Here is a 25,518-nt window from a genome sequence, read left to right on the forward strand (position 1 = left end):
GCTTTTTTCATGGGGTCGGCGCGGGTGGCCACGGATGCATCGCGTGGCGCAGACTGTTGCCGTCGAGCGTTACCTTCGTCCAACCCATAGAGGGATAACCAAAGGTTTCGATGCGGGTGAAATTGGCGAGAGGTTTTCCCTGCTCGTCCCGCAAAGGGTGATCGATACGGGCGGTATGGGTGTCGCCATGAACGGCAAGCACCAGACCGCCGAAATGGGCGGTTTCATGGCGTAGCTGTTTCAGAAACTCGGCGTAGCCCTGATGTGGCAAGCCTTGCGCGTAATGCTTGAAACCGGGATTGGCCTGGAAAAGCAGGACGATGGCGCTCAGTTTCTCGGCTCTCGCCTGCGCGAAGCTGTCCTTCATCCAGGTGAGCACGACGGGGTTACGTTGTTGAAACTCGGCACTGGGCACCTCGGTCATTCCCCAGTTGTTGTTGCTACCCGGAAGGTTCAGGGCGACGAACATCACTCCGCCGCGTATGAAGCGGAAGTGCTCCGGATAGGCACCGCCAGGCTGGCGCTCGACGCGGAAACGTTTCTGGCCAAGCGTTTCGGGAAACGGCCAGAACAGACTGCGCAATTTGTTCAGGCGTTCCAGCGGGTCGTAGCTGCCGTTCGACAGACGGTCGCAGTCGGTCCACTCGTTGTCGCCCGGAACGTAAACAAACGGCAGATGGCTGGCGTCGAACAAACTCAGACGATCGACGAACAGGCTGTCGTCGCAACGTTCCTGCCCACCCTTGATGTCGCCGACATGGACGACGAAATCGACGCCGCTGTCGGCGATGTCGTTTAATATGCCCGGCAACTGTGCGCGTTCGCGGGCAGAATAGGGGGTATCGCCGATTGCCGCGAAGCTGATCGCTTCGGCCCGCGCCAGCGCCGCTAGCAGGAGCAGGCACACGGCGAGCCAGGGCTTCATCGGAGCTGGCCTTTCAGCGCGTAGAGCGCATCGAGCGCTTCGCGTGGGGTCAGGCTATCCGGGTCGATGCTTGCCAGTTGCTCGAGCGCCGGATGCAGTTCCGGTTCATTGTCCGGCTCGGTGACGTCACCTTGGGCGAAAAGATCGGGTTGCAGCGGGTCCACCGCAGCACGCTGCTCGAACTCGCGCAATTGCTTGCGCGCCGCGCGCACCACGCTGCCGGGAATGCCAGCCAACGCCGCCACCTGGATCCCGTAGCTCTGGTTGGCCGGACCTTCCTCTACCGCGTGCATGAAGACGATACGGTCGTTGTGCTCCACCGCACCGAGATGGACGTTGGCCAGCTCTGAATATTCGTGCGACAGACGGGTCAGCTCGAAGTAGTGCGTGGCGAACAGCGTCAGGCTGCGGTTCTTCTCAATGAGGTGGCGCAGGATGGCGAAGGCCAGCGACATGCCGTCGAAGGTCGAGGTGCCGCGGCCGATTTCGTCCATCAACACCAGGCTTTGCGCCGTGGCATGGTGCAGGATGGCGGCAGCCTCGGTCATTTCGACCATGAAAGTCGAACGCCCGGAGGCCAAATCGTCGGAAGCCCCGATGCGGGTGAAAATGCGATCCAGCGGGCCGAGCACGCAGCGCGTCGCCGGCACGTAGCTGCCGATGTGGGCGAGCAGGGCGATCAGGGCCACCTGACGCATGTAGGTCGATTTACCGCCCATGTTCGGGCCGGTGATCAGCAACAGGCGGCGGTTGTCGGCGAGCAGGCAATCGTTGGCGATGAAGCTCTCGGCGCTCTGCGCGAGCTCGTTTTCGACCACCGGGTGGCGGCCGCCTTCGATGGAAAGCGCTGTTTCCTCGACGAATTCCGGCTTGCACCAGTTACGCTTCAACGCCGCTTCGGCAAAACCAGCCAGCAAGTCGAGTTGCGCGACGGCGCGGGCGATGACCTGCAATTGCGGCACCACCGGCAGCAAGGCATCGAGTATCTGTTCGTAGAGCAACTTTTCCCGCGCCAGCGAGCGTTCCTGCGCCGACAGCGCCTTGTCCTCGAAGGCTTTCAGCTCGGGCGTGATGTAGCGCTCGGCGTTCTTCAGTGTCTGGCGGCGGCGGTAATCGTCGGGAATCTTGTCGACATTGGCGTGCGTAACCTCGATGTAGAAGCCATGGACCTTGTTGTATTCCACCTTGAGGCTAGAAATGCCGGTGCGCTCGCGTTCGCGCACTTCCATATCAACCAGGAAGGCGCCGCAGTTGTCGTTGAGCGAGCGCAGTTCGTCCAGGTCGGTATCGAATCCCGGCGCGATGACGCCACCGTCGCGCACTTGCGCGCCCGGCTCGGCGGCGATGGAACGGATCAGCAGATCGAGTGCTTCGGCCGGCGCATCGAGCTCGGCGAAAAATTGCGTGAGCAGTGGCGATGGCGTGTCGGCGATAGGGGCTCGCAGCGCCGGCAGGCGGGCCAGCGATTCTCGCAGGCTGGCCAGATCGCGCGGGCGGGCGTTACGCAGCGCAATGCGGCCGGCAATGCGCTCGATATCGGCGATGCCGCGCAGCGCCTTGCGCACTTCGCCGGCCAGTCGGCCGTAGTCTTCGAGCAGCGCTTCGACCGCGCCGTGGCGACCGGCCGGCGTAGCGCGGTCGCGCAGCGGGTGATGCAGGGTATGGCGCAGCAGGCGCGAGCCCATGCTGGTCACGCAGTTGTCGAGCAGCGAGAAGAGTGTCGGCGAGGGCTGGCCGCGCAGGGTTTCAGTCAGCTCCAGATTGCGTCGCGTGGCGAGATCGAGGCCGAGATAGGCACCTTCGATTTCCACCGTCAGGCCGCGCAGATGCGGTAGCTTGCCCGATTGCGTTGCCTGGGCGTATTGCAGCAGCGCCCCGGCGGCGGCGACAGCTGGCTTCAGCCCCTCGGCACCGAAACCGGCGAGTGAGGCGACTTCGAATTGGTCGCAAAGCAGGCGCCTGGCGGAGTCGAAGTCGAAATACCAGTCGGGCTGGCGCGTGCAGGCGACGGTGCCGCCAAAATTGGGCGTCCAGCTTTCCGGATAGAGGATTTCAGCCGGGCGGATGCGCTCCAGCGTGGCGGCGATCTGCTCGGCCGGCACTTCGATCAGGATGAATTCGCCGCTGGCCAGATTGAGTCGGGCGATGCCTGCCGTATTGCGTAGCGTAGTCACGGCGAGCAGCCAGATGTCCTGCTTGTCGTCGATCAGCGCCGCGTCGGTCAAGGTCCCCGGTGTGACGATGCGCGCCACGGCGCGTTCGACCGGCCCCTTGCTCGTCGCCGGGTCGCCGATCTGCTCGCAGATGACCGCCGATTCGCCCAGTTTCACGAGGCGCGCCAAATAGGGTTCCAACGAGTGGAACGGCACGCCGCACATCTTGATCGGTACGCCGGCCGACTGGCCGCGCGTGGTCAGCGTGATGTCGAGCAGGCGCGCCGCTTTTTCCGCATCCTCGTAGAACAGCTCGTAGAAATCGCCCATCCGGTAGAACAACAGCGTGTTCGGATGGTTCGCTTTCAGCGCCAGATATTGGCGCATCATCGGCGTGTGCTTAGCGAGATCGGATGCTGCGGTGGACATGGAAAAAAGGCAAAAAATGGAGCGGGGCGCCATTGTCCCATCATCGGGCGGGGGCTGCCAGCCTTGCCTTTCGGCGGCTAGCCATGCCTTACACTGGCGGTTGCAAAGAAAGGAGGCAAACAATGGCAGTCCGTGAAATCCTGCGCATGGGCGATCCACGCCTGTGGCAAAAGGCCGAGCCGGTGCGTGAATTCGGTACGCCGGCATTGGCGACCTTGATCGAGGACATGTTCGACACCATGCGCGCCGCTGGCGGCGTGGGCCTCGCCGCACCGCAGATCGGCGTCGGCTTGCAGTTGGTCATTTTCGGCTTCGAGCGCAGCGCGCGCTATCCCGATGCCGAGGCGGTGCCGCAAACGATCTTGCTGAATCCGGAAATCACCGCCTTACCTGGCGATGAGGTCGCCGGCTGGGAAGGCTGCCTGTCGGTGCCCGGCCTGCGTGGTGAGGTGTGGCGGCCAGAGCGCATCCGTTACACCGGCTTCGACCCGCTGGGCGAACGCATCAAGCGTGAAGTCTCAGGCTTTCATGCCCGTGTCGTGCAGCACGAGTGCGACCACCTGGACGGCATCCTGTACCCCATGCGCATCCGCGATTTCACGCGCTTCGGATTTACCGACGTGCTTTTTCCGGAATTGGCCTGACCGTCCGAATCAAGCGCAACGGAACTCGATGAGGTGGGGGCCGCCGGCGTCGAGCGCCTGGCGTAATGCGGCAATCAGCCCTGCGCCGTCGACGGCACGGGCGTAGCCCAAGCCGAACGTTTGAGCAACAGCCGCAAAATCGATCTGTTGCGGTGTACGCCAGCCCAACTCGAATTCTGGCAAAGCGGCTTGCGGCAGGTGATCGAAGATGCCGCCACCGCCGTTGTTGAAAACGACGATGACGGCATTCATGCCTTGCGCCAAGGCCAGGCCGCCGAGATCGTGCTGGGTCGTCAGGTCGCCGAGCAGGGCAACGACGCATCCGTTCGCCGCGGCAATACCGAGCGCCGTCGACACATTGCCGTCGATGCCGCTCGCCCCGCGATTGCCGAACAGACGGAGCGGCTTGCTGCCCTTGCCGGAGTGCGAATCCAGTTGGCGAATCAGCAGCGAATTGCCGATGAAGAGTGAAGTATTTGCCGGCAGTTCATTCAGCAAGGCGGTGGCCGGCCATGGGGCAGACGCGGTTTCCTCGGCATCGCGTTGCAATACTTCCTGCGTCCACGCCTCGTTCGCCGCATCGAAGGGCAATTGAAGCAAGGCCTGGCAAACCGCCAACGGGTCGGCGCGCACGATGTGGGTGAGGCGATGACCAGGGTCCGACCAGCGTGGCGTGGCTTCGACCAGCATCTGGATCTCCGCACGGGCCACATAGGCCTGCAGGTTGCGCGTCACGGGGTAGGCGCCAAAGCGCAACACCCATTGCGGCGTGTGGCCGTTGACGAAATCCGCATCGTTCAGCCAGCTGTTGTAACGCACACAGAGGCGCTCCTCCGTCTTCTGGCCGAAGCGCAGGTTGGACAAGGGCTCGGCCAGGATGGGGCAAGCGAGGTGCCGTGCGAATCGATTTAACGATTCCGCAAATTCCGGCTGCTGCGGCATTTCGCCGCAAACGATGGCGCCGGGCCGTCCGGCAATGCTGACCAGCCAATCGCGCAGGACCGCAGGATCGGGTTGCTGATGCGGCGGCGCGATGCGGATTGGTGGGAACGTCGGCGACGGCAACGCTTCTACCGGAACGAGCGGTTCGCGGAATGGCAGATTCAGATGCACCGGACCGGGCAAGGGCCATGTTGCCTGTTCGACGACTCGGGCAGCCAGACGCTGCAAATACGCCGGATCGAAATGCTCGTCGGGTGTGCCCAGGGCATGGCTGGCACGGACATGTTTGCTGAACAAGGACGTCTGCTCGATGGTCTGGTTGGCGCCAACGCCGTGCAATTCAGGCGGCCGATCGGCCGAAAGCAGCAATAGCGGATGCCCGGCCTGACTGGCCTCGATGACCGCCGGATGCCAATTGGCCGGCGCACTGCCCGAGGTGGCGACGACGATGACCGGTTGCCGCGTCGCTTTGGCGATGCCCAGGGCGAAGAAAGCGGCACTGCGTTCGTCCACCACCACGTGGCACGTCAGCCCGGACTGGCGCAGGGCGGCCAGGGTCAGCGGCGTCGAACGCGAACCGGGCGACAACACTGCATGGCGCACACCGGCGGCGACCAGCTCGGCGATCAGAGTTTGCGACCAGCGATAGTTGAGGCTTCCGGTATTCATGACAGCGACTTTGCTTCGAGACAAGGGCCGGATAATGGTCCGAATCGAAAAACGCTGCAAGCTTTAGCAAGCCTGTGTTATGATGCGCGCCGTTCCGCTGCTGGCGGGACACACCGGCGCGGAGTGGTAGTTCAGTCGGTTAGAATACCGGCCTGTCACGCCGGGGGTCGCGGGTTCGAGTCCCGTCCACTCCGCCAAAAATTCAAAAAGCCAGAGCTAGCCTCTGGCTTTTTTCATTGCTGCGGTGCACCTGCCAAAAAGGCCAAAAATCAGGCCGGCACACCCAACTGATTCAAGATGGCAGCCGCCAGCACGCGCGGATCTTCGGCGCCGACGATCACTTCATTGCCCGGCAGGATGAAGGTCGGCACCATGCGGATGCCGAGATCACGGATCGACTTTTCCTCGGCACGCAATTCGTCAATATCCTCAGACGAGCCAAGGTAGTCGCCGACCACATTCACCTCGTAGCCACATTCTCCAGCCACGCGAATCAGGGTTTCCTTATCCCCGATGGCCTCGCCATTCTGGAACTGCGCTTCGAACAGTCGCTCGACCAGTGCATCGGCATTGCCTTGGCGCTGCGCCCAGCGTAGCAGGCGATGCGCTTGCAGCGTATTGGCTCTGAGCGCGATCTTCTCGAAGGCATACGACAGCCCGTAAGGCTCGCCGGCGTCCCGGACGCGCTGAAAGAGGGCCTCGACCGCCTCACGGCTGCCGAACTTGGCAATCAGGAAAGGGAGGTAGGGTTCACCTTCGGGCGGCGTATTCGGATTGAGGAAGAAAGGCTTCCACTGTGTGGAATAGGCAAAGTCGGGCCGTTCGGCACGCACCAAGGCGACAGCACGCTCCAGGCGGCGCTTGCCGATGAAACACCAGGGACAGACGAAGTCGGCGATGATGGCTATCGGGTACATGCTTGGTTTTCCGAACGGGGTAGCCAACAGACCACAGCAAACCTTCCCGGTTCCTTACGTTTCAGTCCGACTGGGAACGCCAGGCGGGCAGCGTAATGGCGTAACGGATGGCGGCGAGGCGGATTAGGAGGGTCACGACCAGCGCAGCCCAGGTGCTGACCAATGGCGACAAGTTGAGCGCCAGCGCGCCGATCAAGGTCATCGCCCCAAGCCAGGCTGCGCTGGCGTATAGCTCACCTTTCAGGAAAACCATGGGCACGTCATTACAGAGAATGTCGCGCAGAATGCCGCCGAAGACGCCCGTAATGACGCCCATCAGACTAGCCACCAGCCAGGGCGCATGCCAGAGCAGTGCGGCTTGCGTGCCGGCGACCGTGAATAGCGCCAAGCCAACGGCGTCGGGAATCAGGAAGAGGCGGGGTGGGATGTCGTAGCGACGGGCAATGAAAAAGGTCAGAAAGCCGGTAAACACGGCCACGATCAGATAGGTTTGATCGGCCACCCAGAAAACGTTCCGATCGAGCAACAGGTCGCGTACCGTCCCTCCTCCCAGCGCCGTCGCGACGCCGACCAACAGGGCGCCGACCAGGTCCATCTGCTTGCGCCGCGAATCGAGCACGCCGGTCAGTGCGCACACTGCCACGGCGGCCATGCCGACCCAGTAGAGCAGGGCGTCGGTGGCCACCTTAGCGCTGACGCTCCTTCATGGCGCGCTCGGCCTCGCGCTTGTGTTCCTTTTCGTGCTGATCGGCCCGTTTATCGTGCTGCTTCTTGCCTTTGGCCAAACCGATATCCAGCTTGATGCGGCCGCGCGAGAAATGCAGATCGAGGGGCACCAGCGTGAATCCGGCACGTTCGACCTTGCCGATCAGCTTGCCGATTTCATTGCCGTGCAACAGCAGCTTGCGGGTGCGCACGGGGTCGGGATTGACGTGTGTGGAGGCCGTCGACAACGGGGTGATATGCATGCCGATCAGGAAGATCTCACCATTGCGGATGATGACGTAGGCTTCCTTGATGTTCATGCGCCCGGCGCGGATGGCCTTGACCTCCCAGCCCTCGAGGGCGAGCCCGGCCTCGTACTTCTCTTCGATGAAGTAGTCGTGGAAGGCTTTTTTGTTGGTGGTAATGCTCATGCTGCCGGGTGATCCATTAAAATGCCGCATTCTACAGGATTCAGGAACGCTGCCGCCGCATGGCTCTGGTTGAAAAGACAGTCTTGATCGAACAGTCGGCCGAACGCATGTTCGAGCTCGTCGACCGCTGTGAGGATTACCCGGCTTTCCTGCCGTGGTGTGGCAAAACCGAGGTGAAATTCCGCGATGCCGCAAAAACAGTGGCAACGCTGCACATCAACTATCACGCGGTTAAGTCCAGTTTCACGACGGAGAACGACAAGGTTTTCCCGAGCCAGATGAATATCCGGCTGGTCGATGGCCCCTTCCGCCGACTCGAAGGCTCGTGGCACTTCAAAGCCCTGGCCGAGAATGCCTGCAAGATCGAGTTCAAGCTTCATTATGAGTTTTCAAGCAAGCTTTTCGAGAAGGTAATCGGCCCGGTGTTCAGTCATATCGCTAATACCTTCGTCGACGCCTTCGTGCGTCGCGCCAACCAGATTTACGGAGCCAGCCATGGCTGAAACCATCAGCATCGAAGTGTGTTATGCCCTGTCGAACAAGCAGGAGTTGGTCAAGCTTAGCCTGGCGGAAGGTTCAAGCTTGCAGCAGGCCGTGGAGGCTTCAGGCTTGCTCGAAAAATACCCGGAAATCGACCTGAAGAAAAACAAGTTCGGCATCTGGAACAAGCTTTCTAAAGCCGACTCAGTCTTGCGCGACAAGGATCGTATCGAAATCTACCGGCCGTTGATCGCCGACCCGAAGGAGGTGCGCAAGCAACGCGCTGCGGAGGGCAAGGTCATGAAAAAAGGCGCCGGGGATGCCGACGCCTCGGAAGCCTAACAAAGCCGACACGCTATTTGCATGACTCCGCCATGAATCTGCGAGCACGCTCCATCTCCTGCTCGCGTTGCGAATTGTCCATGACTACTCGCTCGCCTTTTTCATCTAGCGTAGCCATCGGCTGGTTAGCTTCGAGGGCAGCAAGGTTGCGCCGCGCGCGATCGCAGTTCTCCTGTTTATCCTTGGCGGCGGCTTGCTCCTTCGCCTCTTTTTCAGCTTTTTCCTTGGCTTCCTGTTGGCGCTTCTTGAAGTCCATGTCTTTTTCGGCAGTCGATTTCGGCGCAGCCACCTTATCCTGACCATCCGAAGGCTTGCCAGAGTCCACTTCGCCTCGTTGCAATGGCTGATTAGCCCCTACCGTACGCGCTGACTTAGCATTGCCCGGTGGAGGTGTGTCCGAAATCACCGTTTGCCCCTGACTGTTCTTCCATTGATAAGTTTGTGCCGTTGCCGCAAATGCGCAAACCAGTGAGGTAATGCCAACTGCCAGAATCCGGGTCGTGTTCATGGTTATCGGGGTTTTGGAGAGATTTCTGTATAATACGATTTTGTGACCTTGGATTAAAGGCCATGCGACTGCTGCAAAAAGCTCTTACCTTCGACGACGTTCTGCTCGTCCCTGCACATTCCCAAGTCCTGCCGCGCGATGTCAGTCTGGCAACCAAGCTGACGCGCAACATTACCCTGAATCTGCCGTTGCTGTCCGCCGCCATGGATACCGTGACGGAAGGTCGCCTCGCCATTGCGCTGGCGCAGGAAGGCGGTATCGGCATCATCCACAAGAACCTCTCTGCTCGCGCCCAGGCAGCCGAAGTAGCCAAGGTGAAGCGTTTCGAGTCGGGCATCCTGAAAGACCCGATCACGATCCCGCCGACCATGACGGTGCGTGACGTGCTGGAAATCACCCGTCAGCACAAAATATCCGGCCTGCCGGTGATCGACAAGGCCGGCAAGGTGGTGGGTATCGTCACCAATCGCGACCTGCGTTTCGAAACCAATCTCGATCAGCCAGTCAAGGCCATCATGACGCCGAAGAAGCGTCTGGTTACGGTCAAGGAAGGTGCCAGCGTCGAGGAGGCCAAGGAACTGATCCGCACCCATCGCCTCGAGCGCGTGCTGGTCATCGACGACGAATTCCATCTGCGCGGCCTGATCACCGTCAAGGACATCCTCAAGTCCACCGAACATCCGCTGGCCAACAAGGATTCCTCCGGTCGTCTGCGTGCTGGCGCGGCTGTCGGCGTCGGCGCAGGTACAGAAGAGCGCGTCGAGTTGCTGGCCGAAGCTGGCGTCGACGTAATCGTCGTCGATACGGCGCACGGTCACTCGCAAGGTGTGCTGGATCGCGTCGAATGGGTGAAGAAGAATTTCCCGCATATCGAAGTCGTCGGCGGTAACATCGCCACGGCAGATGCTGCCATGGCGCTGGTCGATCGCGGCGCTGACGGCGTCAAGGTCGGTATCGGCCCCGGCTCGATCTGCACCACGCGTATCGTTGCCGGTGTCGGCGTGCCGCAGATCACCGCCATCCAGAACGTTTCCGAAGCCCTCAAGGGCACCGGCGTGCCGATGATCGCCGACGGCGGTATCCGCTACTCCGGCGACATCGCCAAGGCCATTGCCGCCGGTGCCAACGCAGTCATGCTTGGCGGCCTGTTCGCTGGCACCGAGGAAGCGCCGGGCGAAGTCGAATTGTTCCAGGGGCGTTCCTACAAGTCCTACCGCGGCATGGGTTCGCTGGGCGCGATGCAGGCCGGCTCCTCGGATCGCTACTTCCAGGACAATACCGCCAACGTCGACAAGTTCGTGCCAGAAGGCATCGAAGGCCGCGTTCCTTACAAGGGTTCCGTCCTGGCGGTCATCCACCAGTTGATGGGCGGCTTGCGTTCCTCGATGGGTTATCTCGGTTGCCCGACCATCGCTGAAATGCATGATCGCGCCTGCTTCGTCGAGATTACCTCCGCCGGTATCCGCGAGTCGCACGTGCACGATGTGCAGATCACGAAGGAAGCACCGAACTATCACCTCGACTGATCGTTCGATTTTGGCAGAGGGCGGCTCAGCGAGCCGCCTTTTTCATTAAAGCTCATATTTTCCGGATCTTTCCCCATGAGCCACCAGAAAATCCTCATCCTCGATTTCGGTTCCCAGGTCACCCAGCTGATCGCACGTCGCGTCCGCGAAGCCAAGGTCTTCTGCGAAATCCACCCGTACGACGTTTCCGAAGAATTCATCCGCAACTACGGCGCCAAGGGCATTATCCTCTCCGGCGGCCCGAGTTCGGTGACGGAAGGCGACACCCCGCGTGCGCCGAACGTCGTTTTCGAGTTGGGTATTCCGGTGCTCGGCATCTGTTACGGTATGCAGACCATGGCGCAGCAGTTGGGCGGCAAGGTGATGACGGCCGAAGCAGCCGGCAAGGCTCGCGAGTTTGGATATTCCGAAGTCCGTGCTCACGGTCACACCGCCTTACTGAACGATATTGCCGATTTCTACACGACCGAAGGCCATGGCATGTTGAAGGTCTGGATGAGCCATGGCGATTCTGTCATGGAACTGCCGCCCGGCTTCATCAAGATGGCCTCGACGCCGTCCTGCCCGATTGCCGGCATGGCCGACGAGCAACGCAAGTTCTACGCCGTCCAGTTCCACCCGGAGGTGACCCATACGGTCAAGGGGCGCGCCATCCTTGAGCGTTTCGTGCACGGCGTTTGCGGTTGCCCGAGCGACTGGGTGATGGGCGACTACATTGCCGAGGCTGTCGAGGCGATCCGTCAGCAGGTGGGTGATGAGGAGGTGATTCTCGGCCTGTCTGGCGGCGTCGATTCGTCGGTGGCAGCAGCACTGATTCATCGTGCCATCGGCGACCAACTGACCTGCGTTTTCGTCGATCACGGCCTGCTGCGCCTGAACGAAGGCGACATGGTGATGGAGATGTTTGCGCGTAACTTGGGCGTCAAGGTCATCCGCGTCGATGCGGTCGACGATTTCATGGGCAAGCTGGCCGGCGTTTCCGACCCGGAACAGAAGCGCAAAATCATCGGCAAGGAATTCGTCGAAGTCTTCCAGGCGGAGTCCAAGAAACTTTCTGCCGCCAAATGGCTGGCGCAAGGCACGATCTACCCGGACGTGATCGAGTCGGCCGGCAAGGGCAAGAAGGGCGCGCACACCATCAAGAGCCACCACAATGTCGGCGGCCTGCCCGAAGACATGCATCTGAAGCTGCTGGAGCCGTTGCGCGAACTGTTCAAGGACGAAGTCCGCGAACTAGGCGTCGCCCTCGGCCTGCCGCGCGAGATGGTGTATCGCCACCCGTTCCCCGGCCCGGGCCTGGGCGTGCGCATTCTGGGCGAAGTGAAGCAGGATTACGCCAAGCTGCTGCAACGCGCCGATGCGATCTTCATCGACGAATTGCGCGCCACGCACGCCACCGAGCGCGATGCCGCCGCCGGTCTGTGCGGCGAGCAGGATGTCGGCAAGAGCTGGTACGACCTGACCAGCCAGGCTTTTGCCGTCTTCCTGCCGGTCAAGAGCGTCGGCGTCATGGGCGATGGGCGGACCTACGAAAACGTCGTGGCCTTGCGTGCCGTCGTCACCAGCGACTTCATGACTGCTCATTGGGCACACTTGCCGTACGAACTGCTCGGCCGGGTCTCCAACCGCATCATCAACGAAGTGCGCGGCCTCAATCGGGTGGTGTACGACGTTTCCGGCAAGCCGCCCGCCACCATCGAGTGGGAATGAGCGAAGACTTCGAGCCCTTTTTCGAAGTTGAAGTCGCCGAGCCGACAATCGGTCTCGGCGACGAGTTTTTCATGCGCGAAGCGATTTCGCTGGCGCATGCTGCCGAGTGCCTCGGTGAGGTGCCTGTCGGTGCGGTGGTGGTCAAGGATGGTCAGATCGTCGGGCGTGGTTTCAACTCGCCAATCGGCGAGAGTGACCCGACAGCACATGCCGAAATTGCCGCTTTGCGCGATGCGGCGCGCAACCTCGGCAATTACCGTTTGCCCGGCTGCGAGTTGTTCGTGACACTGGAACCCTGCGCCATGTGTGCGGGCGCCATCATGCATGCGCGTATCAGCCGCGTGATCTATGGCGCACGCGATCCCAAGACCGGGGTGCATGGCAGTGTCGTCGATCTGTTCGGTGTCGAACGACTGAATCACCACGCAACGGTGGAGGGCGGAGTATTGGCCGAAGAGTGCAGTACCTTGCTTTCGGCCTTTTTTGCCGCCCGTCGACGTAAAGCCCCATGAAACTGTTCGTTTCAGTCGCTCGGCAAAGCATGTCGCTGGTCGATGAGGCAGGGGTATTGATCAAGGAATACCCGGTCTCGACGGCCACAGCCGGGGTCGGCGAGATTTCCGGCAGCTACCAGACGCCGCGCGGACGTCACATCATTCGCGCCAAGATCGGGGCAGGGCAGCCGGAAAACACCGTTTTCGTCCGCCGTCGGCCGACCGGCGAGTTGTGGACGCCCGAATTGGCCGAGCAACACCCCGGGCGCGACTGGATACTCACCCGCATTCTGTGGCTTTCCGGTTGCGAACCGGGCTTCAATCGCCTGGGCGAACGCGACACCATGCGCCGCTATGTCTATATCCACGGCAGCCCGGAGAACGCCGAGATGGGCAAGCCAGGCTCGCATGGTTGCATCCGCATGCGCAACGCCGACATCGTCGAGTTGTTCGAGCGAATTCCCTGCTATTCGGAAGTGCTGATCAGCGAAGACTGAACCAGGCTACCGTCCGGCGCAAAACTGCGCTCATGCAGCCGCACGCTGCCTGCCTTGCTCACCCACGCCAGCGTCGAACAGCGGGTGCCGTAGGTTGCGGATTGCACGAATACTGCCGACAGGAGCCGTTCCCAATCCAGTGAGATGCCGGTCTTTGGCAGCAACTCATCGGGAGCCAAGCTACGGTCGGCCAGCAAATCGAAAAAGGCCGCGTCATCTGGCAGGTGCTGCATGGCGTTGGAGAATGCCTGGCGCGCCTGTATCAGCTTGGGCCAAGGCGTATCAAGCAAATGATTCGACAAGCCATAGACACCCGGTGCCAGCGTCCGTGCTTCTCCATCGCGATTCGAAGCATAGGTGAGCGTCTCGCCATCGGACAGCAGCAGGTTGAAGCCGGAATAGAGCGCGCCATCGATTTTCCTGGCGTACTCGATGGCGGTGGCGTCTGAGCGAAGAAACTCGCTGGTCAATGCACCGCGCGAGACAGAACCCTTGGCCATCCCCGGCTCACGCACGTTCGTGATTGCGGCGAAGCGACCGGTGACGGTCAGGCCCAGCCAGGTACCGCCCGCCTCGAGATCCCGCCCGCCGATAATCTCCGCAGCATCCGGCCAATAGCCCGCGACGGCGCTCGGTCGGGCATGGAACTCGTCGCGGTTGGCGGCGACAATCAGCGGGTAGTCAGGATGAATCCGCCAGCCGACGACGATCAGGCACATTTTTGGCCGTTTTTACGGGTGCACCGCAGCAGTCTGGATGCGGTGACCGTCACGCGACCCCAGGCAGACGTTTTCGGCGAAATTGGACTGGATAACGGCCAAACCCTCGTAACCGCCCTTCGGTGACGGCGCTGCAGTCATGACCTTGCCGCTGGCCTGATCCGGATTATCCGGGGACAACAGATCGTCGCCCGCCTGCAACGGAACGTCGCTGCTGACACGGAAGAGGTGGCGTTTGACCTTGCCGAGATATTGCGTGCGTGCCACCACTTCCTGGCCGGGATAGCAGCCCTTGTGGAAGCTGACGCCGCCGATCTTCTCGAAATCCGCCATCTGCGGCACGAACTCTTCCTTGGTGGCCAGGGTGACAAGCGGGAAAGCTGCCTGGATATCGAGCCAGCGCCAGACCGGCACACCGGTCGGCTTGGCCTTGATGCTGAGCTTTTGCCATATGGCCGCATTGGCGGCATCGGGCGCGATCACGATGTAGCGCTTGTCGTCGAGGCGAAGCACGGTGACCCCGTTGGCCTGCGCGACATTCATCGTACCGGCGGGAACCGGCAGGCCGGCATCGTTCAGCGCTTCGACGGCTTGCTCGCCAGCCACGCCGAGCAGAACGGACTGATCAGTCAGTGCGGCCAGCTTGACCTTGGCGCGCAGCACGAACATCTGCAGGCGTTTCTGCGTCGCATCCTGCAGATCGGCCGCAAGCAGCAGGCGGTAGTCGGCACCGTCGTGCCAGACCAGGAAGCTAGCCTGCATACGCCCCTTGGCCGAGCACCAGCCGGCGTGCTGCGCCTGGTCGGCCGCCAGATGATTGATGTCGCTGGTGAATTGGCTGTGCAGGAAGGATTTTGCATCCTCGCCGCTGGCGGAGAGCAGGCCGAGATGCGTCAGCGGCACCAGAACGGTCTGCTTGCCGGCGGCTGCCAGTTCGCCGGCGGCATCGCCGAAGTGGAGGAGGTCGGTAGAGTCGGCGGCGAAGACACCTTCGGCCGATTCCAGAAAGCTGCGCCAGTTGGGGTTCATGAGAGCTCCTGTCAGTGTTTGCGCTATTATAGTGCCCGTTCTTCGGGCTCGTTCCACGGGCCAGACCCTATCTTCGCCCTCGAGTTCCCGTGCGCTTCTTTTTCAAGCTTTTTCTGGCCCTGTCTTTCCTCGTTTGCCTGGCCGCCGGCGGACTATGGTGGTGGGCCAATCAACCGCTGGAATTACGCAATTCGCCGCTCGATTTTCGGGTGAATGCCGGCAGCAGCTTGCGCTCTGCCGCCAGCCAGATGCGCGAGGCGGGCATGGTGGTCGATACCAACCTGCTTGCCCTGTTGGCGCGAGCCTTCCGGGCAGATACCGGGATCAAGGCCGGCAGCTATTCGGTAACGACGGGTGTGACTCCGCTGCAACTGCTCGACAAGCTGATCCGCGGCAAGGTGACGCAAGGGGAAATGATACTAGTTGAAGGATGGACCTTCCGGCAATGGCGGGCGCGTATGGATGCCCATCCCGATTTGCGTCACGAAACCCGGGGCCTGACCGAACAGCAGGTCGCTGAGCGTATCGGCCTGGCGACGACCCGACTGGATGGGCTGCTCTTCCCGGACACCTATCTGTTCGACAAGCAGTCGAGCGATCTCGACCTCGTTGCCCGCGCCGTGCGCGCCATGGACAAGCGCCTGGCGGCCGAATGGGCTCAACGCGACGCCGGCTTGCCTTACAAGACACCCTACGAGGCCTTGGTAATGGCCTCCATCGTCGAGAAGGAAACCGGGCGTGAAAGCGATCGCCCGATGATTGCTTCTGTCTTCGTCAATCGACTGCGGCGCGGCATGCTGTTGCAGACGGATCCCACCGTGATCTACGGCATGGGAGAGGCCTTCGACGGTAATCTGCGCCGACGCGACCTGCTGGCCGACACCCCTTACAATACCTACACGCGCGCCGGCCTGCCGCCAACGCCCATCGCTATGCCCGGCCAGGCATCCTTGCGTGCAGCGCTGCATCCGGCCGTCAGCGAGGCGCTTTACTTCGTGGCGCGGGGCGACGGCAGCAGCCACTTTTCCAAAACGCTGGACGAACACAACATGGCGGTCAATCGCTATCAGAGGGGAGCCAAGTGAAAGGCAAGTTCATCACTTTCGAGGGAATCGACGGAGCAGGGAAGAGCAGCCACGTCGAATGGCTGGCCGAATGGCTGCGCGGACAAGGCAAAGTTGTCCATGTGACCCGCGAGCCGGGCGGCACCGAACTAGGAGAAGAGCTCCGCGCCCTGCTGCTCAGGGAACCGATGCATCTTGAAACCGAAACGCTACTGATGTTCGCCGCCCGTCGCGAGCATCTGGCCAAACTAATCGAGCCGGCACTGCAACATGGCGAATGGGTGGTTTGCGACCGTTTCAGCGACGCAACCTACGCCTACCAAGGTGGCGGGCGCGGCCTCGATCGCGGCAAGTTCCAGGCGCTGGAACACTGGGTGCATGAGCATGTGCAACCGGACCTGACCCTCCTTTTCGATCTGCCGCTTGACGTGGCGCGCGAGCGCATCGTCCTAGCGAATCGCAAGCTCGACAAGTTCGAACAGGAACGTGTTGATTTCCACGACCGTGTACGCCAGGCCTACCTTGAGCGAGCCCAGTCCAACCCCAACCGTATCCAGGTAATCGATGCCAACAACAGCATCGAAAATATTCGTAAAACACTTGAACAAATTGTTTCAAATCGTTGTTTATGAACACGATTGATCTTCACAAGAAGGTCTGGGGGAGCCTGCAGGCGCGACGCGAACGCCTGCCGCACGCCTTGCTGTTGAGCGGACAAAAAGGTCTGGGGAAATTTGCCCTCGCCGAGTTATTTGCCGCCAGCTTGCTGTGCGAATCACCTACCTTGGATGGCTTGGCCTGCGGCTCCTGTCTGGCATGCAACTGGCTGTCGCAAGGCAACCACCCCGATTTCCGCCTGCTACAGCCGGATGCACTGAGCGAGGAGGAGGGCGGCGAAGAAGGCAAGAAGAAAGCAAGCCAACAGATCACCATCGATCAGGTGCGCGGCCTTGACGATTTTTTGAGCGTCGGCACCCACCGCGGCGGATTGCGCATCGTCATCGTCAATCCGGCCGAAGCGATGAACCGCAGTACGGCAAATTCTCTTCTTAAAACACTTGAAGAACCACTGCCAAGTACATTGTTTTTATTGGTGTCGAACGAACCATTTCGGCTGTTACCGACAATCCGCAGCCGCTGCCAGGTCGTTCCCGTACCGATCCCTTCCGAAGCCAAGGCCATCGCCGCCCTACAGGCCGAAGGGGTCAAGGATGCCGAACGCTGGCTCGCTTTGGCCGGCGGTGCCCCTGGGCAGGCGCTCGAGTTGGCCGGATCCGGGCAGGGCGCCTGGCTGGAGGTTCTGGTGACAAAACTCGCCAACGGCAAGAAATCCGACCCACTGAGCGCTGCCGCCGAACTTGAAAAGCTGATCAAGGACAGCAAGGGAAAGTTGCTCCTCAAGCAAATCGTCGAGGCCGTGCAAAAATGGGTTGTCGATCTGACGCTCTCGCGCAATGGCATGCCGATTCGATATTTTCTACCGCAACAGGGCACAATCGGCCAACTGGCTGCTATGATTCCGCCCGTACGCCTGATTCATTCGTATCGGGCACTGATTTCCCGTCGCCAGGAAGCGGAGCAACCCTTGAATGCCCGCTTGTTTCTGGAGGGGCTGTTTCTCGATTACCGAGGCCTGTTCGCCAATTGATCGCCAATGAGTGAAGCCAAACCCGCGCCACAGCGTCCCAGTGTTCTCTCGCTGAACATCAATTCGAAATCCGCCCTGTACGCGGCTTTCATGCCTCATCTGCGCGGCGGCGGCGTATTCATTCCAACGACACGCCACTACAACATCGGCGACGAAGTGTTCATGCTGCTGTCGCTGATGGACGATCCGGCCAAGTTGCCGATCGCCGGCACGGTAGTCTGGATCACCCCGGCCGGGGCACAAAATGGACGCGCCCAGGGTATCGGCGTCCATTTCAACAACGACGAAAGCGGCCAGGAAGCTCGGCGCAAGATCGAAGGTCTGCTCGGCGGCGTCATGCAATCCGCCCGCCCGACGCATACGCTCTGATCGCCCCGATATGCTGGTCGACTCGCATTGCCATCTGGATTTCTCCGGACTAGCTGACCACCTTCCTGAAGTTCTGGCCCGCATGACGGCGAACGACGTTGGCGCAGCGCTCTGCGTCGGCGTTAATCTTGAAGACTTTCCCAAGGTACTGGAAATCGCCGAATCGGATGCACGGCTTTACGCCACAGTCGGCGTCCATCCTGAATACACCGACACAGAAGAGCCGGACGTTGAACGTCTAACCGCGCTGGCCGGCCATCCCAAAGTCGTGGCAATTGGCGAAACCGGGCTCGATTACTACTGGCAGAAGGACAAGCCGGAATGGCAGCGGGAGCGTTTCCGCACCCATATCCGCGCGGCGCGCGCCTGCAACAAACCCCTGGTCGTGCACACCCGGGAGTCAGCGGAAGATACGCTGCGCATCCTTGAGGAGGAGGGGGCCGATGCGGTTGGCGGCGTCATGCACTGCTTCACCGAGTCTTGGTCGATTGCGCAAAAGGCGCTGGAGCTCGGTTTTTACATCTCACTGTCCGGTATCGTTACTTTCAAGAATGCCGCTCTGGTCAAGGAAGTGGCCCAAAACTGCCCGCTCGACCGCCTCTTGATCGAAACCGATTCGCCTTATCTGGCACCGGTGCCGTATCGCGGCAAACCGAACGAACCTTCCTATGTGCGCTACGTCGGCGAGGAAATCGCCAAATTGCGCGGCACTGCCTTGCAAGATATTGCCGAGGCGACCACCGAAAACTTCTACGCCTTATTCAAGGACGCCAAACGCCCATGAAAATTGCCAAAAAAACGCTGTGCGCCGCAGCAGTCGCCATTTTCCTCCCCTTATCCGTTGCCGCAGCCACTTACGACGACCTAATCAGTGCAGCCAAGATGGGCGATAGCGCAGAAATCAAGGCACTGATGGCCAAAGGTGCCTATGTCGATACGACGGATATCGATGGCAACACCCTGTTGATGCTTGCTGCGCGCGACGGCCACGTAGAAACGGTAGAAACCCTGCTCAAGGCCCGCGCCAATGCCAACGCCCGCAATGCGGCCGGCGATACTGCATTACGGCTTGCCGCCTTCCGCGGGCATGCAAAAGTTGTTGAACTGCTGGTCACTGGCGGTGCAAGCGTCAATACACCAGGGTGGACGCCGCTGACCTATGCCGCCTTCAACGGCCATCTCGACATCGTCAATTTCTTGATTAAATCCGGCGCCAATATCGATGCCGCTAGCGAGAACGGCATGACGCCACTGATCGCCGCTGCGCGCGGTGGGCACATGCCTATCATCAAGGCGCTGATCGCTCGCAAGGCGGATCTCAATAAAACTCTCGATACGGGAGAAACTGCATTGGACGTCGCCAACAAAACCGGCAACTCGGATATTGGCGATTTGCTGCGTGCAACCGGTGGGACATCGTCGCGCAGCGTGACCATTCACGTTCAATAATGCACAAGGCAGCAATCCTGATTCAAACAAAACGCCGGCGACCCGATCGCCGGTTTTTTACCCGCCAAATACACGCATAATTTGTATTATGTAAAATAATATACGGAAATAAAAAAGAGGATCAGTTCAGATCCTCTTCCTTGACCGTCGGCAGACTCAGGACATGGATCCCCTCGTCGCGCAGCGCCTCACACTCATCCGGCGTCGCCTGACCGCGAATGGGTCTTTCAGGAGCCTCGTTGTAGTGAATCTTGCGCGCCTCTTCCGCAAACGAGGAACCGACGTCTTCGCTGTTACTGACGATGGCCTGAACCAGTTGCTTATACAAGGCCATGACCTGGGTGCCTGCCGGCATCAAAGCCGTACTTCCAGCACCGCTCGCACCCAGCGCTGACGCCAACGATGCATCGTCCCCCGAATGCGTGCCAATAGCGACCGCCGAGGGAATGCGCTGCACCAGATGGCTGTCGCACTGCGGGCAGTGAATCAAGCCCTGCTCGTGCTGGCGTTCGAAATCGCCGGCGCTTTGGAACCAGCCTTCGAAGCGATGCTCGTTATTGCAGATGAGGTCGTAGATGATCATCGTTATGTGTTTGGTGCCCGGGACGGGACTCGAACCCGTACAGCCAGAGGCCGAGAGATTTTAAGTCTCTTGTGTCTACCGATTCCACCACCCGGGCCGGTACATCGCATTATCGATGCGCCGATACGAAAAAGGGAAAGCTCTGTGCTTTCCCTTTGCTTGTTTGGAGCGGGAGACGAGTCTCGAACTCGCGACCTCAACCTTGGCAAGGTTGCGCTCTACCAACTGAGCTACTCCCGCAGAATTCCTGGAGGCGCGAGCCGGAGTCGAACCGACCTACACGGATTTGCAATCCGGTGCATAACCGCTTTGCTATCGCGCCCCGCATAAAACTGCATTCTGTTCGGATTTTTTGGAGCGGGAGACGAGTCTCGAACTCGCGACCTCAACCTTGGCAAGGTTGCGCTCTACCAACTGAGCTACTCCCGCGTCGAACAGAGCGCGCATTATAGACGACACAAGGCCTTTGTCAACATTGCCGCCTAGTTTTCTGAAGTCCTACGCTGGATTTCCGGCCAGGCCATGCGCAGGTAGTAACCCATGGACCACAGGGTCAACAAGGCTGCCAGCCAGATCAACCAGTTGCCCGCTTCACGCGTGTCAATACCACCGAGCGGCACATAATAGAGGAGCAGAGGAATGGCCATCATCTGTGCTGTCGTCTTGATCTTGCCGAGCATGGAGACTGCGACACTCTTCGATGCGCCAATCTTTGCCATCCACTCGCGCAAGGCGGAAATCGTGATTTCGCGGCCAATGATGATGGTGGCGACGATGGCGTCGGTTCGCCCCAATTGCACCAAGATGATCAAGGCGGCTGCCACCATCAATTTATCAGCCACCGGATCAAGGAAGGCGCCGAAAGCGGAGGTCTGATTCAGCTTGCGCGCCAAATAACCGTCAGCCCAATCTGTCAGGCCGGCCGCCATGAATATCCCGGTCGCGATCAAATCCCGCTCATGGGCCGTCAGCCAGTTGGCCGGCAGGTAGTAAATGGCGATCAGCAACGGTATCGCGACGATACGTAGCCAGGTAAGCAGGATAGGTAGATTGAACGGCATACGCTCAGTGTAAAGCGGAATAGATCTTTTCGGCCATCTCCCGGCTGATGCCAGGCACGTCGGCCAGTTGTTCCGTTGTAGCAGCCAGCACGCCAGGGAGACCGCCAAAGCGCGCCACCAAGGCCTTGCGGCGTGCCGGACCGACGCCGGGCAGGCTCTCCAGCTTGGATGTCTTGCGTGCCTTGCCGCGCTGGGCGCGGTGACCGGTGATGGCGAAGCGGTGTGCTTCGTCGCGCACTTCCTGGATCAAGTGCAAGGCCGGATGAGCAGCCGGCAGATTCAGCGGCTCTCGGCCCTCAGGAAATATCAGCGTTTCCAGTCCCGGTTTACGCTCTTCACCCTTGGCGACGCCGACCATCGGAATGTGCACCAAGCCGAGTTCTAGCATGGCGGAGTAGGCTGAGGCTACCTGCCCTTTGCCGCCATCGATCAAGATCAGGTCAGGCGCAGTCCCCTCACCTGCTGCCAGCCCGTCGTAACGGCGGGTGACTGCTTGGCGCATCGCGGCATAGTCATCACCCGGCGTGATATCGCGGATATTGAAGCGTCGGTAATCGCTTTTCTTCATCCGATTACCTTCATAGACGACGCAGGAGGCAACCGCGGCTTCACCCATCGTGTGGCTGATATCGAAACATTCGATACGTTGGATGGCCTCATCCAACCCAAGCGCTTCCTGCAGGGCCGCCAAGCGCTGCTCCTGCTGCGCCGTGGCCTGATTGCGCGCGAGAATGGCCAGGCGGGCATTTTGCACCGCCATTTCGACCCAAGCCCTCTGAGTAAGCGTGCGCCCTTCCTGAATCGGCACTGGGCGGCCAGTCAACTCAGCTAACGCAGCCTCGGCATCGCCGCCCTCCTCCTCCGCCGGCAGTGGAGATGCCAGGAGGCGAACCGGTGCCGGGTGGGCTGCATAATGCTGGCGGATAAAGGCCAGCACTGCCTCTCGTGGCTCTGAATCAATGGCGTTTGTCGGAAAGAATGGCCGATCACCGAGATGACGGCCACCGCGCACCATCGCCAGGTTGACGCAAAGCAGCCCGCTTTCGCGAATGGCGACGACGATGTCGACGTCCTCCCCTTTGCTGCTGGAAACGAACTGCTTTTCCTGAACCTGGCGCAGCGATTGAATCTGGTCACGATAGAGCGCGGCTTGCTCGAAAGCGAGCTTGGCGGAAGCCGTTTCCATGGCTTCGGTCAGGCGACGCGTGACTTCGTGCTGCTTGCCGTTCAGAAACATCGACGCCAGCTGCACGTCCGCCGCGTAATCTTCCGGCGAGATCAAACCGACGCACGGGCCGCTGCAACGCTTGATCTGATAGAGCAGACAGGGGCGCGAGCGATTGGCAAAGACGCTCTCCTCGCAGGTGCGCAGGCGAAACATCTTCTGTAGCAGGTGAATGCTGTCGCGCACGGCCCAAGCCGAGGGATATGGGCCGAAATAATCCGCCTTGCGATCCGGATTGCCGCGAAAGAACCCGAGCTTCGGGTAGGCGCCGCGCGTCAGCGTAATGTAGGGATAGGATTTGTCATCGCGAAACAGAATGTTGTAACGCGGCGCCAGCGACTTGATCAGGTTGTTCTCAAGCAGCAGCGCTTCGGCCTCGGTGCGCGTCGAGGTGGTTTCGACGGCGGCAATCTGGCTGACCATGTGCGCAATGCGCGGGCTCGGCAGATTATCGCGAAAGTACGATGAAACGCGCTTCTTGAGATTCTTGGCCTTGCCGACGTAGAGCACGCTGCCGTTGGCATCGAGCATGCGATACACGCCCGGCAGTTCGGTCAGAGTGGCCAGGAAGGCCTTGGCGTCGAAGGACATCGCGTTCGCTTATTGAAGGTGCGGCAGCAGCCCGGCGAAAACCGACTCGAAACTTTCGCGGCTCAGGCGGCCGGTGCGCCAGTTGTACCCGCTGCAATGGTAGCTATCGACCAGTAGGCGGCCATCGGGCAGCACATGCGTCAGGTTGTGCCCGAAGGTGTAGTTCTTGGGCTTCAGGTCGTAGGCCCACAGCACTGCCTGATGTGCGATAGCACCCAGCGCGACGATGACTTTGAGCTTCGTCATGGCCGCGAATTCGTTGCGCAAGTGACCATTGCACTCGCGAATCTCGGCGGTCGTCGGCTTGTTGGCCGGCGGCAAGCAGCGCACCGCGTTGGTGATGCGGCAATTGCGCAACTGCATCTGCGGGTTGGCCCAACCTTGCGCGTCGAGCGGCTCGGCAGACGTGGCGAAGCCGAAACGATGTAGCGCGGGATAAAGAAGTTCGCCGGCGACGTCGCCGGTGAAAGGGCGGCCAGTCCGGTTGGCCCCTTTCTCGCCTGGCCCGAGACCGACGACGAGCAGTTGGGCATCCAGGCTACCAAAGGCCGGAACCGGCAAGGCGTGCCAATCGGGGTCACGTCGGCGGATGGTGGCAAGATGCTCGGCCAGGCGCGAGCAGGCCGTACAGGCGATGGGATCGTTGAAGTCAGGCATGGGGCGGGATGTTAGCATGGCGGCCATGCAGCTTCATTGGGACATCTTCTGCCGGGTCATCGACAATTACGGCGACATCGGCGTTTGCTGGCGACTGGCTCGCCAGTTGGCGGTCGAGCATGGAAAAACGGTGCGCTTGTGGGTCGATGAGCTGAATGCCTTGGCGCCGATCTGCCCGGAAACCGATCTCCTCTTGGAACGACAAACCTTGCAGGGCGTCGAAGTTTGCCACTGGGAAGAGAATTTCAGCGCCATCGAATCCGCGGACGTCGTCATCGAGGCCTTTGCCTGCGAGTTACCGGAGAGTTATCTGCAAGCCATGGCCGCACGTGCAGTCAAGCCTGTTTGGGGCAACCTGGAATACCTGACAGCCGAAGGCTGGGCCGACGATTGCCATGGCATGGCCTCGCCCCACCCTCGCCTGCCCTTGGTGAAATATTTCGTTTTTCCCGGTTTTTCGCCGTGCACCGCAGGATTGCTGCGTGAGCGCGAGCTGTTTGCCCGGCGCGACGATTTTCAAAGACAGCAGAGCCCGCGCGACGCCGTGCAGATATCCTTGTTCTGCTATGACACCGCACCGGTGGCCGAGTGGCTGAGCGCACTCCGGCAACAGGACGAATCCGTTCGTTGCCTGGTACCTCCCGGAAAACCCATGGCCGCCGTGCAATCGGCCTTGGGCGGCAACCTGCCGTGGGCATTGGGCTCAAGCCGGATTGAGGGGATCGACTTCCTGCCGATGGACGATTATGACCGCCTGCTCTGGTCCTCGGACATCAATTTCGTGCGCGGCGAGGATTCGTTCATTCGGGCCCAATGGGCCGGCCGGCCCTTTGTATGGCAAATCTACCCGCAGGACGACGCGGCGCATCATGCGAAGCTAGAAGCCTTTCTCGAACGCTATTGCGCTGAAATGCCACCGTCTATGGCTACCACCGTCACGAATATGTTTCTTGCCTGGAACACCGGCAAAGGCGTTGGTGCGGCCTGGCGGGACTTTTTCGCGCAGCGCGACGCCATCGCCGAATACAACCGCGACAGGGCAATGCGGCTCGCCACGATGCCGGACCTGACAACATCACTCGTCAACTTCTGCGCTTCCAAGGTATAATTTAACGTTATTCTTTTTCAGCCTTGGAACAAGCACTCTCATGAAGACCGCTCAGGAACTCCGCTCCGGTAATGTGATCATGGTCGGCAACGATCCGCTCGTGGTTCAGAAGACCGAATACAACAAGTCCGGCCGCAACGCTGCCGTCGTCAAGATGAAGCTCAAGAACCTCCTCTCCGGCAACCCGTCGGAAGCGGTTTACAAGGCTGACGACAAGTTCGAAGTCGTGATCCTCGAGAAGAAGGAAGTGACCTACTCCTACTTCGCCGACCCGATGTACGTTTTCATGGACGCCGAGTACAACCAGTACGAAGTCGAAGCCGAAAACATGGTCGACGCACTCAAGTACCTCGAAGCCGACATGCCCTGCGAAGTCGTGTTCTACAACGGCAAGGCCATCTCCGTCGAACTGCCGAACTCGTTGGTTCGCGAAGTGATCTACACCGAGCCGGCTGTTAAGGGCGACACCTCGGGCAAGGTCATGAAGCCGGCCAAGATCTCCACTGGTTTCGAACTGCCGGTGCCGGCCTTCGTCGAAATCGGCGACAAGATCGAAATCGATACCCGCACCGACGAATACCGCAGCCGCACCAAGTAATTCGCGTTCTGCGCCAAACGATAATCGGGCAGCCCAGGCTGCCCG

28 protein-coding genes and 5 tRNA genes are annotated in these 25,518 nt (G+C 60.5%); 16 read left to right on the forward strand and 17 right to left on the reverse strand.

What is annotated here, in order from left to right:
* Positions 1-7: 7 nt before the first annotated feature.
* Positions 8-925 carry a metallophosphoesterase gene (locus tag WIF35_RS03375; RefSeq protein WP_412480164.1) on the reverse strand — a complete coding sequence of 306 codons (918 nt, stop codon included), beginning with the start codon at positions 923-925 and terminating at the stop codon, positions 8-10.
* The gene (gene mutS / locus WIF35_RS03380) at positions 922-3,507 is read right to left on the reverse strand and encodes a DNA mismatch repair protein MutS (RefSeq protein ID WP_412480165.1); all 2,586 of its coding nucleotides are present in this window, start codon (positions 3,505-3,507) and stop codon (positions 922-924) included. Before mutS ends, WIF35_RS03375 begins: the two co-directional genes overlap by 4 nt.
* Positions 3,508-3,629: 122 nt before the next feature.
* Between mutS and def the strand changes: the two genes are divergently transcribed.
* Positions 3,630-4,151 (forward strand): peptide deformylase, encoded by a 522-nt coding sequence (def, locus tag WIF35_RS03385; RefSeq protein ID WP_412480166.1) that lies wholly within the window; start codon positions 3,630-3,632, stop codon positions 4,149-4,151.
* A 9-nt stretch (positions 4,152-4,160) separates the two neighbouring features.
* Here def and menD read toward each other — a convergent pair whose 3' ends face one another.
* Positions 4,161-5,762, reverse strand: coding sequence for a 2-succinyl-5-enolpyruvyl-6-hydroxy-3-cyclohexene-1-carboxylic-acid synthase (gene menD, locus WIF35_RS03390; protein ID WP_412480167.1), 1,602 nt, complete (start codon positions 5,760-5,762; stop codon positions 4,161-4,163).
* A 120-nt stretch (positions 5,763-5,882) separates the two neighbouring features.
* Here menD and WIF35_RS03395 point away from each other — a divergent pair.
* Positions 5,883-5,959 (forward strand) — tRNA-Asp (locus WIF35_RS03395).
* 72 nt (positions 5,960-6,031) lie between these two features.
* Here the strand turns inward: WIF35_RS03395 and WIF35_RS03400 are convergent.
* The 3 genes from WIF35_RS03400 to smpB form a co-directional block, all read right to left on the reverse strand.
* Positions 6,032-6,679: a DsbA family oxidoreductase gene (locus WIF35_RS03400; protein ID WP_412480168.1), complete on the reverse strand. Its 648-nt coding sequence runs from the start codon at positions 6,677-6,679 to the stop codon at positions 6,032-6,034.
* Positions 6,680-6,740: 61 nt separating this feature from the next.
* Positions 6,741-7,364: a trimeric intracellular cation channel family protein gene (locus WIF35_RS03405; protein ID WP_412480169.1), complete on the reverse strand. Its 624-nt coding sequence runs from the start codon at positions 7,362-7,364 to the stop codon at positions 6,741-6,743.
* 1 nt (position 7,365) lies between these two features.
* Positions 7,366-7,815 carry an SsrA-binding protein SmpB gene (gene smpB, locus WIF35_RS03410; protein ID WP_412480170.1) on the reverse strand — a complete coding sequence of 150 codons (450 nt, stop codon included), beginning with the start codon at positions 7,813-7,815 and terminating at the stop codon, positions 7,366-7,368.
* 59 nt (positions 7,816-7,874) lie between these two features.
* Between smpB and WIF35_RS03415 the strand changes: the two genes are divergently transcribed.
* Both WIF35_RS03415 and WIF35_RS03420 read left to right on the forward strand, forming a co-directional pair.
* A complete protein-coding gene (locus WIF35_RS03415; RefSeq protein ID WP_412480171.1) occupies positions 7,875-8,318 on the forward strand; it encodes a type II toxin-antitoxin system RatA family toxin in 444 nt (147 codons plus the stop codon).
* Complete coding sequence (locus WIF35_RS03420) at positions 8,311-8,637, forward strand: RnfH family protein (RefSeq protein ID WP_412480172.1); 327 nt, start codon at positions 8,311-8,313, stop codon at positions 8,635-8,637. Before WIF35_RS03415 ends, WIF35_RS03420 begins: the two co-directional genes overlap by 8 nt.
* A 13-nt stretch (positions 8,638-8,650) precedes the next feature.
* Here WIF35_RS03420 and WIF35_RS03425 read toward each other — a convergent pair whose 3' ends face one another.
* Positions 8,651-9,145 (reverse strand): DUF4124 domain-containing protein, encoded by a 495-nt coding sequence (locus WIF35_RS03425; protein ID WP_412480173.1) that lies wholly within the window; start codon positions 9,143-9,145, stop codon positions 8,651-8,653.
* Between the two features lie 62 nt (positions 9,146-9,207).
* Here WIF35_RS03425 and guaB point away from each other — a divergent pair, with 62 nt between their 5' ends.
* The 4 genes from guaB (at position 9,208) to WIF35_RS03445 (ending at position 13,372) form a co-directional block, all read left to right on the forward strand.
* A complete protein-coding gene (guaB, locus tag WIF35_RS03430) occupies positions 9,208-10,671 on the forward strand; it encodes an IMP dehydrogenase (RefSeq protein WP_412480174.1) in 1,464 nt (487 codons plus the stop codon).
* 75 nt (positions 10,672-10,746) lie between these two features.
* Positions 10,747-12,381: a glutamine-hydrolyzing GMP synthase gene (gene guaA, locus WIF35_RS03435; protein ID WP_412480175.1), complete on the forward strand. Its 1,635-nt coding sequence runs from the start codon at positions 10,747-10,749 to the stop codon at positions 12,379-12,381.
* Between the two features lie 71 nt (positions 12,382-12,452).
* Positions 12,453-12,893, forward strand: a complete 441-nt coding sequence (gene tadA / locus WIF35_RS03440) for a tRNA adenosine(34) deaminase TadA (RefSeq protein WP_412481209.1) — start codon at positions 12,453-12,455, stop codon at positions 12,891-12,893.
* Positions 12,890-13,372, forward strand: a complete 483-nt coding sequence (locus tag WIF35_RS03445; RefSeq protein ID WP_412480176.1) for a L,D-transpeptidase family protein — start codon at positions 12,890-12,892, stop codon at positions 13,370-13,372. The genes tadA and WIF35_RS03445 overlap by 4 nt, the downstream gene beginning before the upstream one ends.
* Here WIF35_RS03445 and WIF35_RS03450 read toward each other — a convergent pair.
* A complete protein-coding gene (locus WIF35_RS03450; RefSeq protein WP_412480177.1) occupies positions 13,342-14,091 on the reverse strand; it encodes an NRDE family protein in 750 nt (249 codons plus the stop codon). The genes WIF35_RS03445 and WIF35_RS03450 overlap by 31 nt on opposite strands.
* 12 nt (positions 14,092-14,103) lie before the next feature.
* On the reverse strand, positions 14,104-15,120 hold the full coding sequence (locus WIF35_RS03455) for a YgfZ/GcvT domain-containing protein (protein WP_412480178.1): 1,017 nt from the start codon (positions 15,118-15,120) through the stop codon (positions 14,104-14,106).
* 89 nt (positions 15,121-15,209) lie between these two features.
* Between WIF35_RS03455 and mltG the strand changes: the two genes are divergently transcribed.
* From mltG to WIF35_RS03485, 6 genes are read left to right on the forward strand one after another with little or no spacing between them, the layout of a single operon-like run.
* The gene (gene mltG / locus WIF35_RS03460) at positions 15,210-16,205 is read left to right on the forward strand and encodes an endolytic transglycosylase MltG (RefSeq protein WP_412480179.1); all 996 of its coding nucleotides are present in this window, start codon (positions 15,210-15,212) and stop codon (positions 16,203-16,205) included.
* Positions 16,202-16,816: a dTMP kinase gene (gene tmk / locus WIF35_RS03465; protein ID WP_412480180.1), complete on the forward strand. Its 615-nt coding sequence runs from the start codon at positions 16,202-16,204 to the stop codon at positions 16,814-16,816. Before mltG ends, tmk begins: the two co-directional genes overlap by 4 nt.
* Positions 16,813-17,832 (forward strand): DNA polymerase III subunit delta', encoded by a 1,020-nt coding sequence (gene holB / locus WIF35_RS03470; protein ID WP_412480181.1) that lies wholly within the window; start codon positions 16,813-16,815, stop codon positions 17,830-17,832. Before tmk ends, holB begins: the two co-directional genes overlap by 4 nt.
* 6 nt (positions 17,833-17,838) lie before the next feature.
* The gene (locus WIF35_RS03475) at positions 17,839-18,201 is read left to right on the forward strand and encodes a PilZ domain-containing protein (RefSeq protein ID WP_412480182.1); all 363 of its coding nucleotides are present in this window, start codon (positions 17,839-17,841) and stop codon (positions 18,199-18,201) included.
* Between the two features lie 10 nt (positions 18,202-18,211).
* Positions 18,212-18,985 (forward strand): TatD family hydrolase, encoded by a 774-nt coding sequence (locus WIF35_RS03480; protein ID WP_412480183.1) that lies wholly within the window; start codon positions 18,212-18,214, stop codon positions 18,983-18,985.
* Positions 18,982-19,650, forward strand: a complete 669-nt coding sequence (locus WIF35_RS03485) for an ankyrin repeat domain-containing protein (protein WP_412480184.1) — start codon at positions 18,982-18,984, stop codon at positions 19,648-19,650. The genes WIF35_RS03480 and WIF35_RS03485 overlap by 4 nt, the downstream gene beginning before the upstream one ends.
* 121 nt (positions 19,651-19,771) lie before the next feature.
* Here WIF35_RS03485 and WIF35_RS03490 read toward each other — a convergent pair whose 3' ends face one another.
* From WIF35_RS03490 to WIF35_RS03525, 8 genes are all read right to left on the reverse strand, one after another.
* A complete protein-coding gene (locus WIF35_RS03490) occupies positions 19,772-20,233 on the reverse strand; it encodes a DUF1178 family protein (protein ID WP_412480185.1) in 462 nt (153 codons plus the stop codon).
* Positions 20,234-20,244: 11 nt separating this feature from the next.
* Positions 20,245-20,330, reverse strand: a tRNA-Leu gene (locus WIF35_RS03495).
* A gap of 67 nt (positions 20,331-20,397) precedes the next feature.
* Positions 20,398-20,473: transfer RNA gene (locus WIF35_RS03500), tRNA-Gly, on the reverse strand.
* Positions 20,474-20,481: 8 nt separating this feature from the next.
* Positions 20,482-20,555, reverse strand: a tRNA-Cys gene (locus tag WIF35_RS03505).
* 31 nt (positions 20,556-20,586) lie between these two features.
* Positions 20,587-20,662 (reverse strand) — tRNA-Gly (locus WIF35_RS03510).
* A gap of 53 nt (positions 20,663-20,715) precedes the next feature.
* Complete coding sequence (gene pgsA / locus WIF35_RS03515) at positions 20,716-21,294, reverse strand: CDP-diacylglycerol--glycerol-3-phosphate 3-phosphatidyltransferase (RefSeq protein WP_412480186.1); 579 nt, start codon at positions 21,292-21,294, stop codon at positions 20,716-20,718.
* Positions 21,295-21,298: 4 nt separating this feature from the next.
* A complete protein-coding gene (uvrC, locus tag WIF35_RS03520) occupies positions 21,299-23,110 on the reverse strand; it encodes an excinuclease ABC subunit UvrC (protein ID WP_412480187.1) in 1,812 nt (603 codons plus the stop codon).
* 9 nt (positions 23,111-23,119) lie between these two features.
* Positions 23,120-23,767: a uracil-DNA glycosylase gene (locus WIF35_RS03525; RefSeq protein WP_412480188.1), complete on the reverse strand. Its 648-nt coding sequence runs from the start codon at positions 23,765-23,767 to the stop codon at positions 23,120-23,122.
* A gap of 16 nt (positions 23,768-23,783) precedes the next feature.
* On the opposite strand from WIF35_RS03525, the gene earP reads away from it, so the two are divergent.
* Entirely contained in the window at positions 23,784-24,875 is a 1,092-nt protein-coding gene (gene earP, locus WIF35_RS03530) for an elongation factor P maturation arginine rhamnosyltransferase EarP (protein ID WP_412480189.1), read from the forward strand.
* Positions 24,876-24,915: 40 nt separating this feature from the next.
* Entirely contained in the window at positions 24,916-25,473 is a 558-nt protein-coding gene (efp, locus tag WIF35_RS03535) for an elongation factor P (RefSeq protein WP_412480190.1), read from the forward strand.
* Positions 25,474-25,518 lie beyond the last annotated feature (45 nt).

The organism is Azonexus sp. IMCC34839 (genome assembly GCF_047047955.1).
In the GTDB taxonomy this organism is placed as follows: domain Bacteria; phylum Pseudomonadota; class Gammaproteobacteria; order Burkholderiales; family Rhodocyclaceae; genus Azonexus.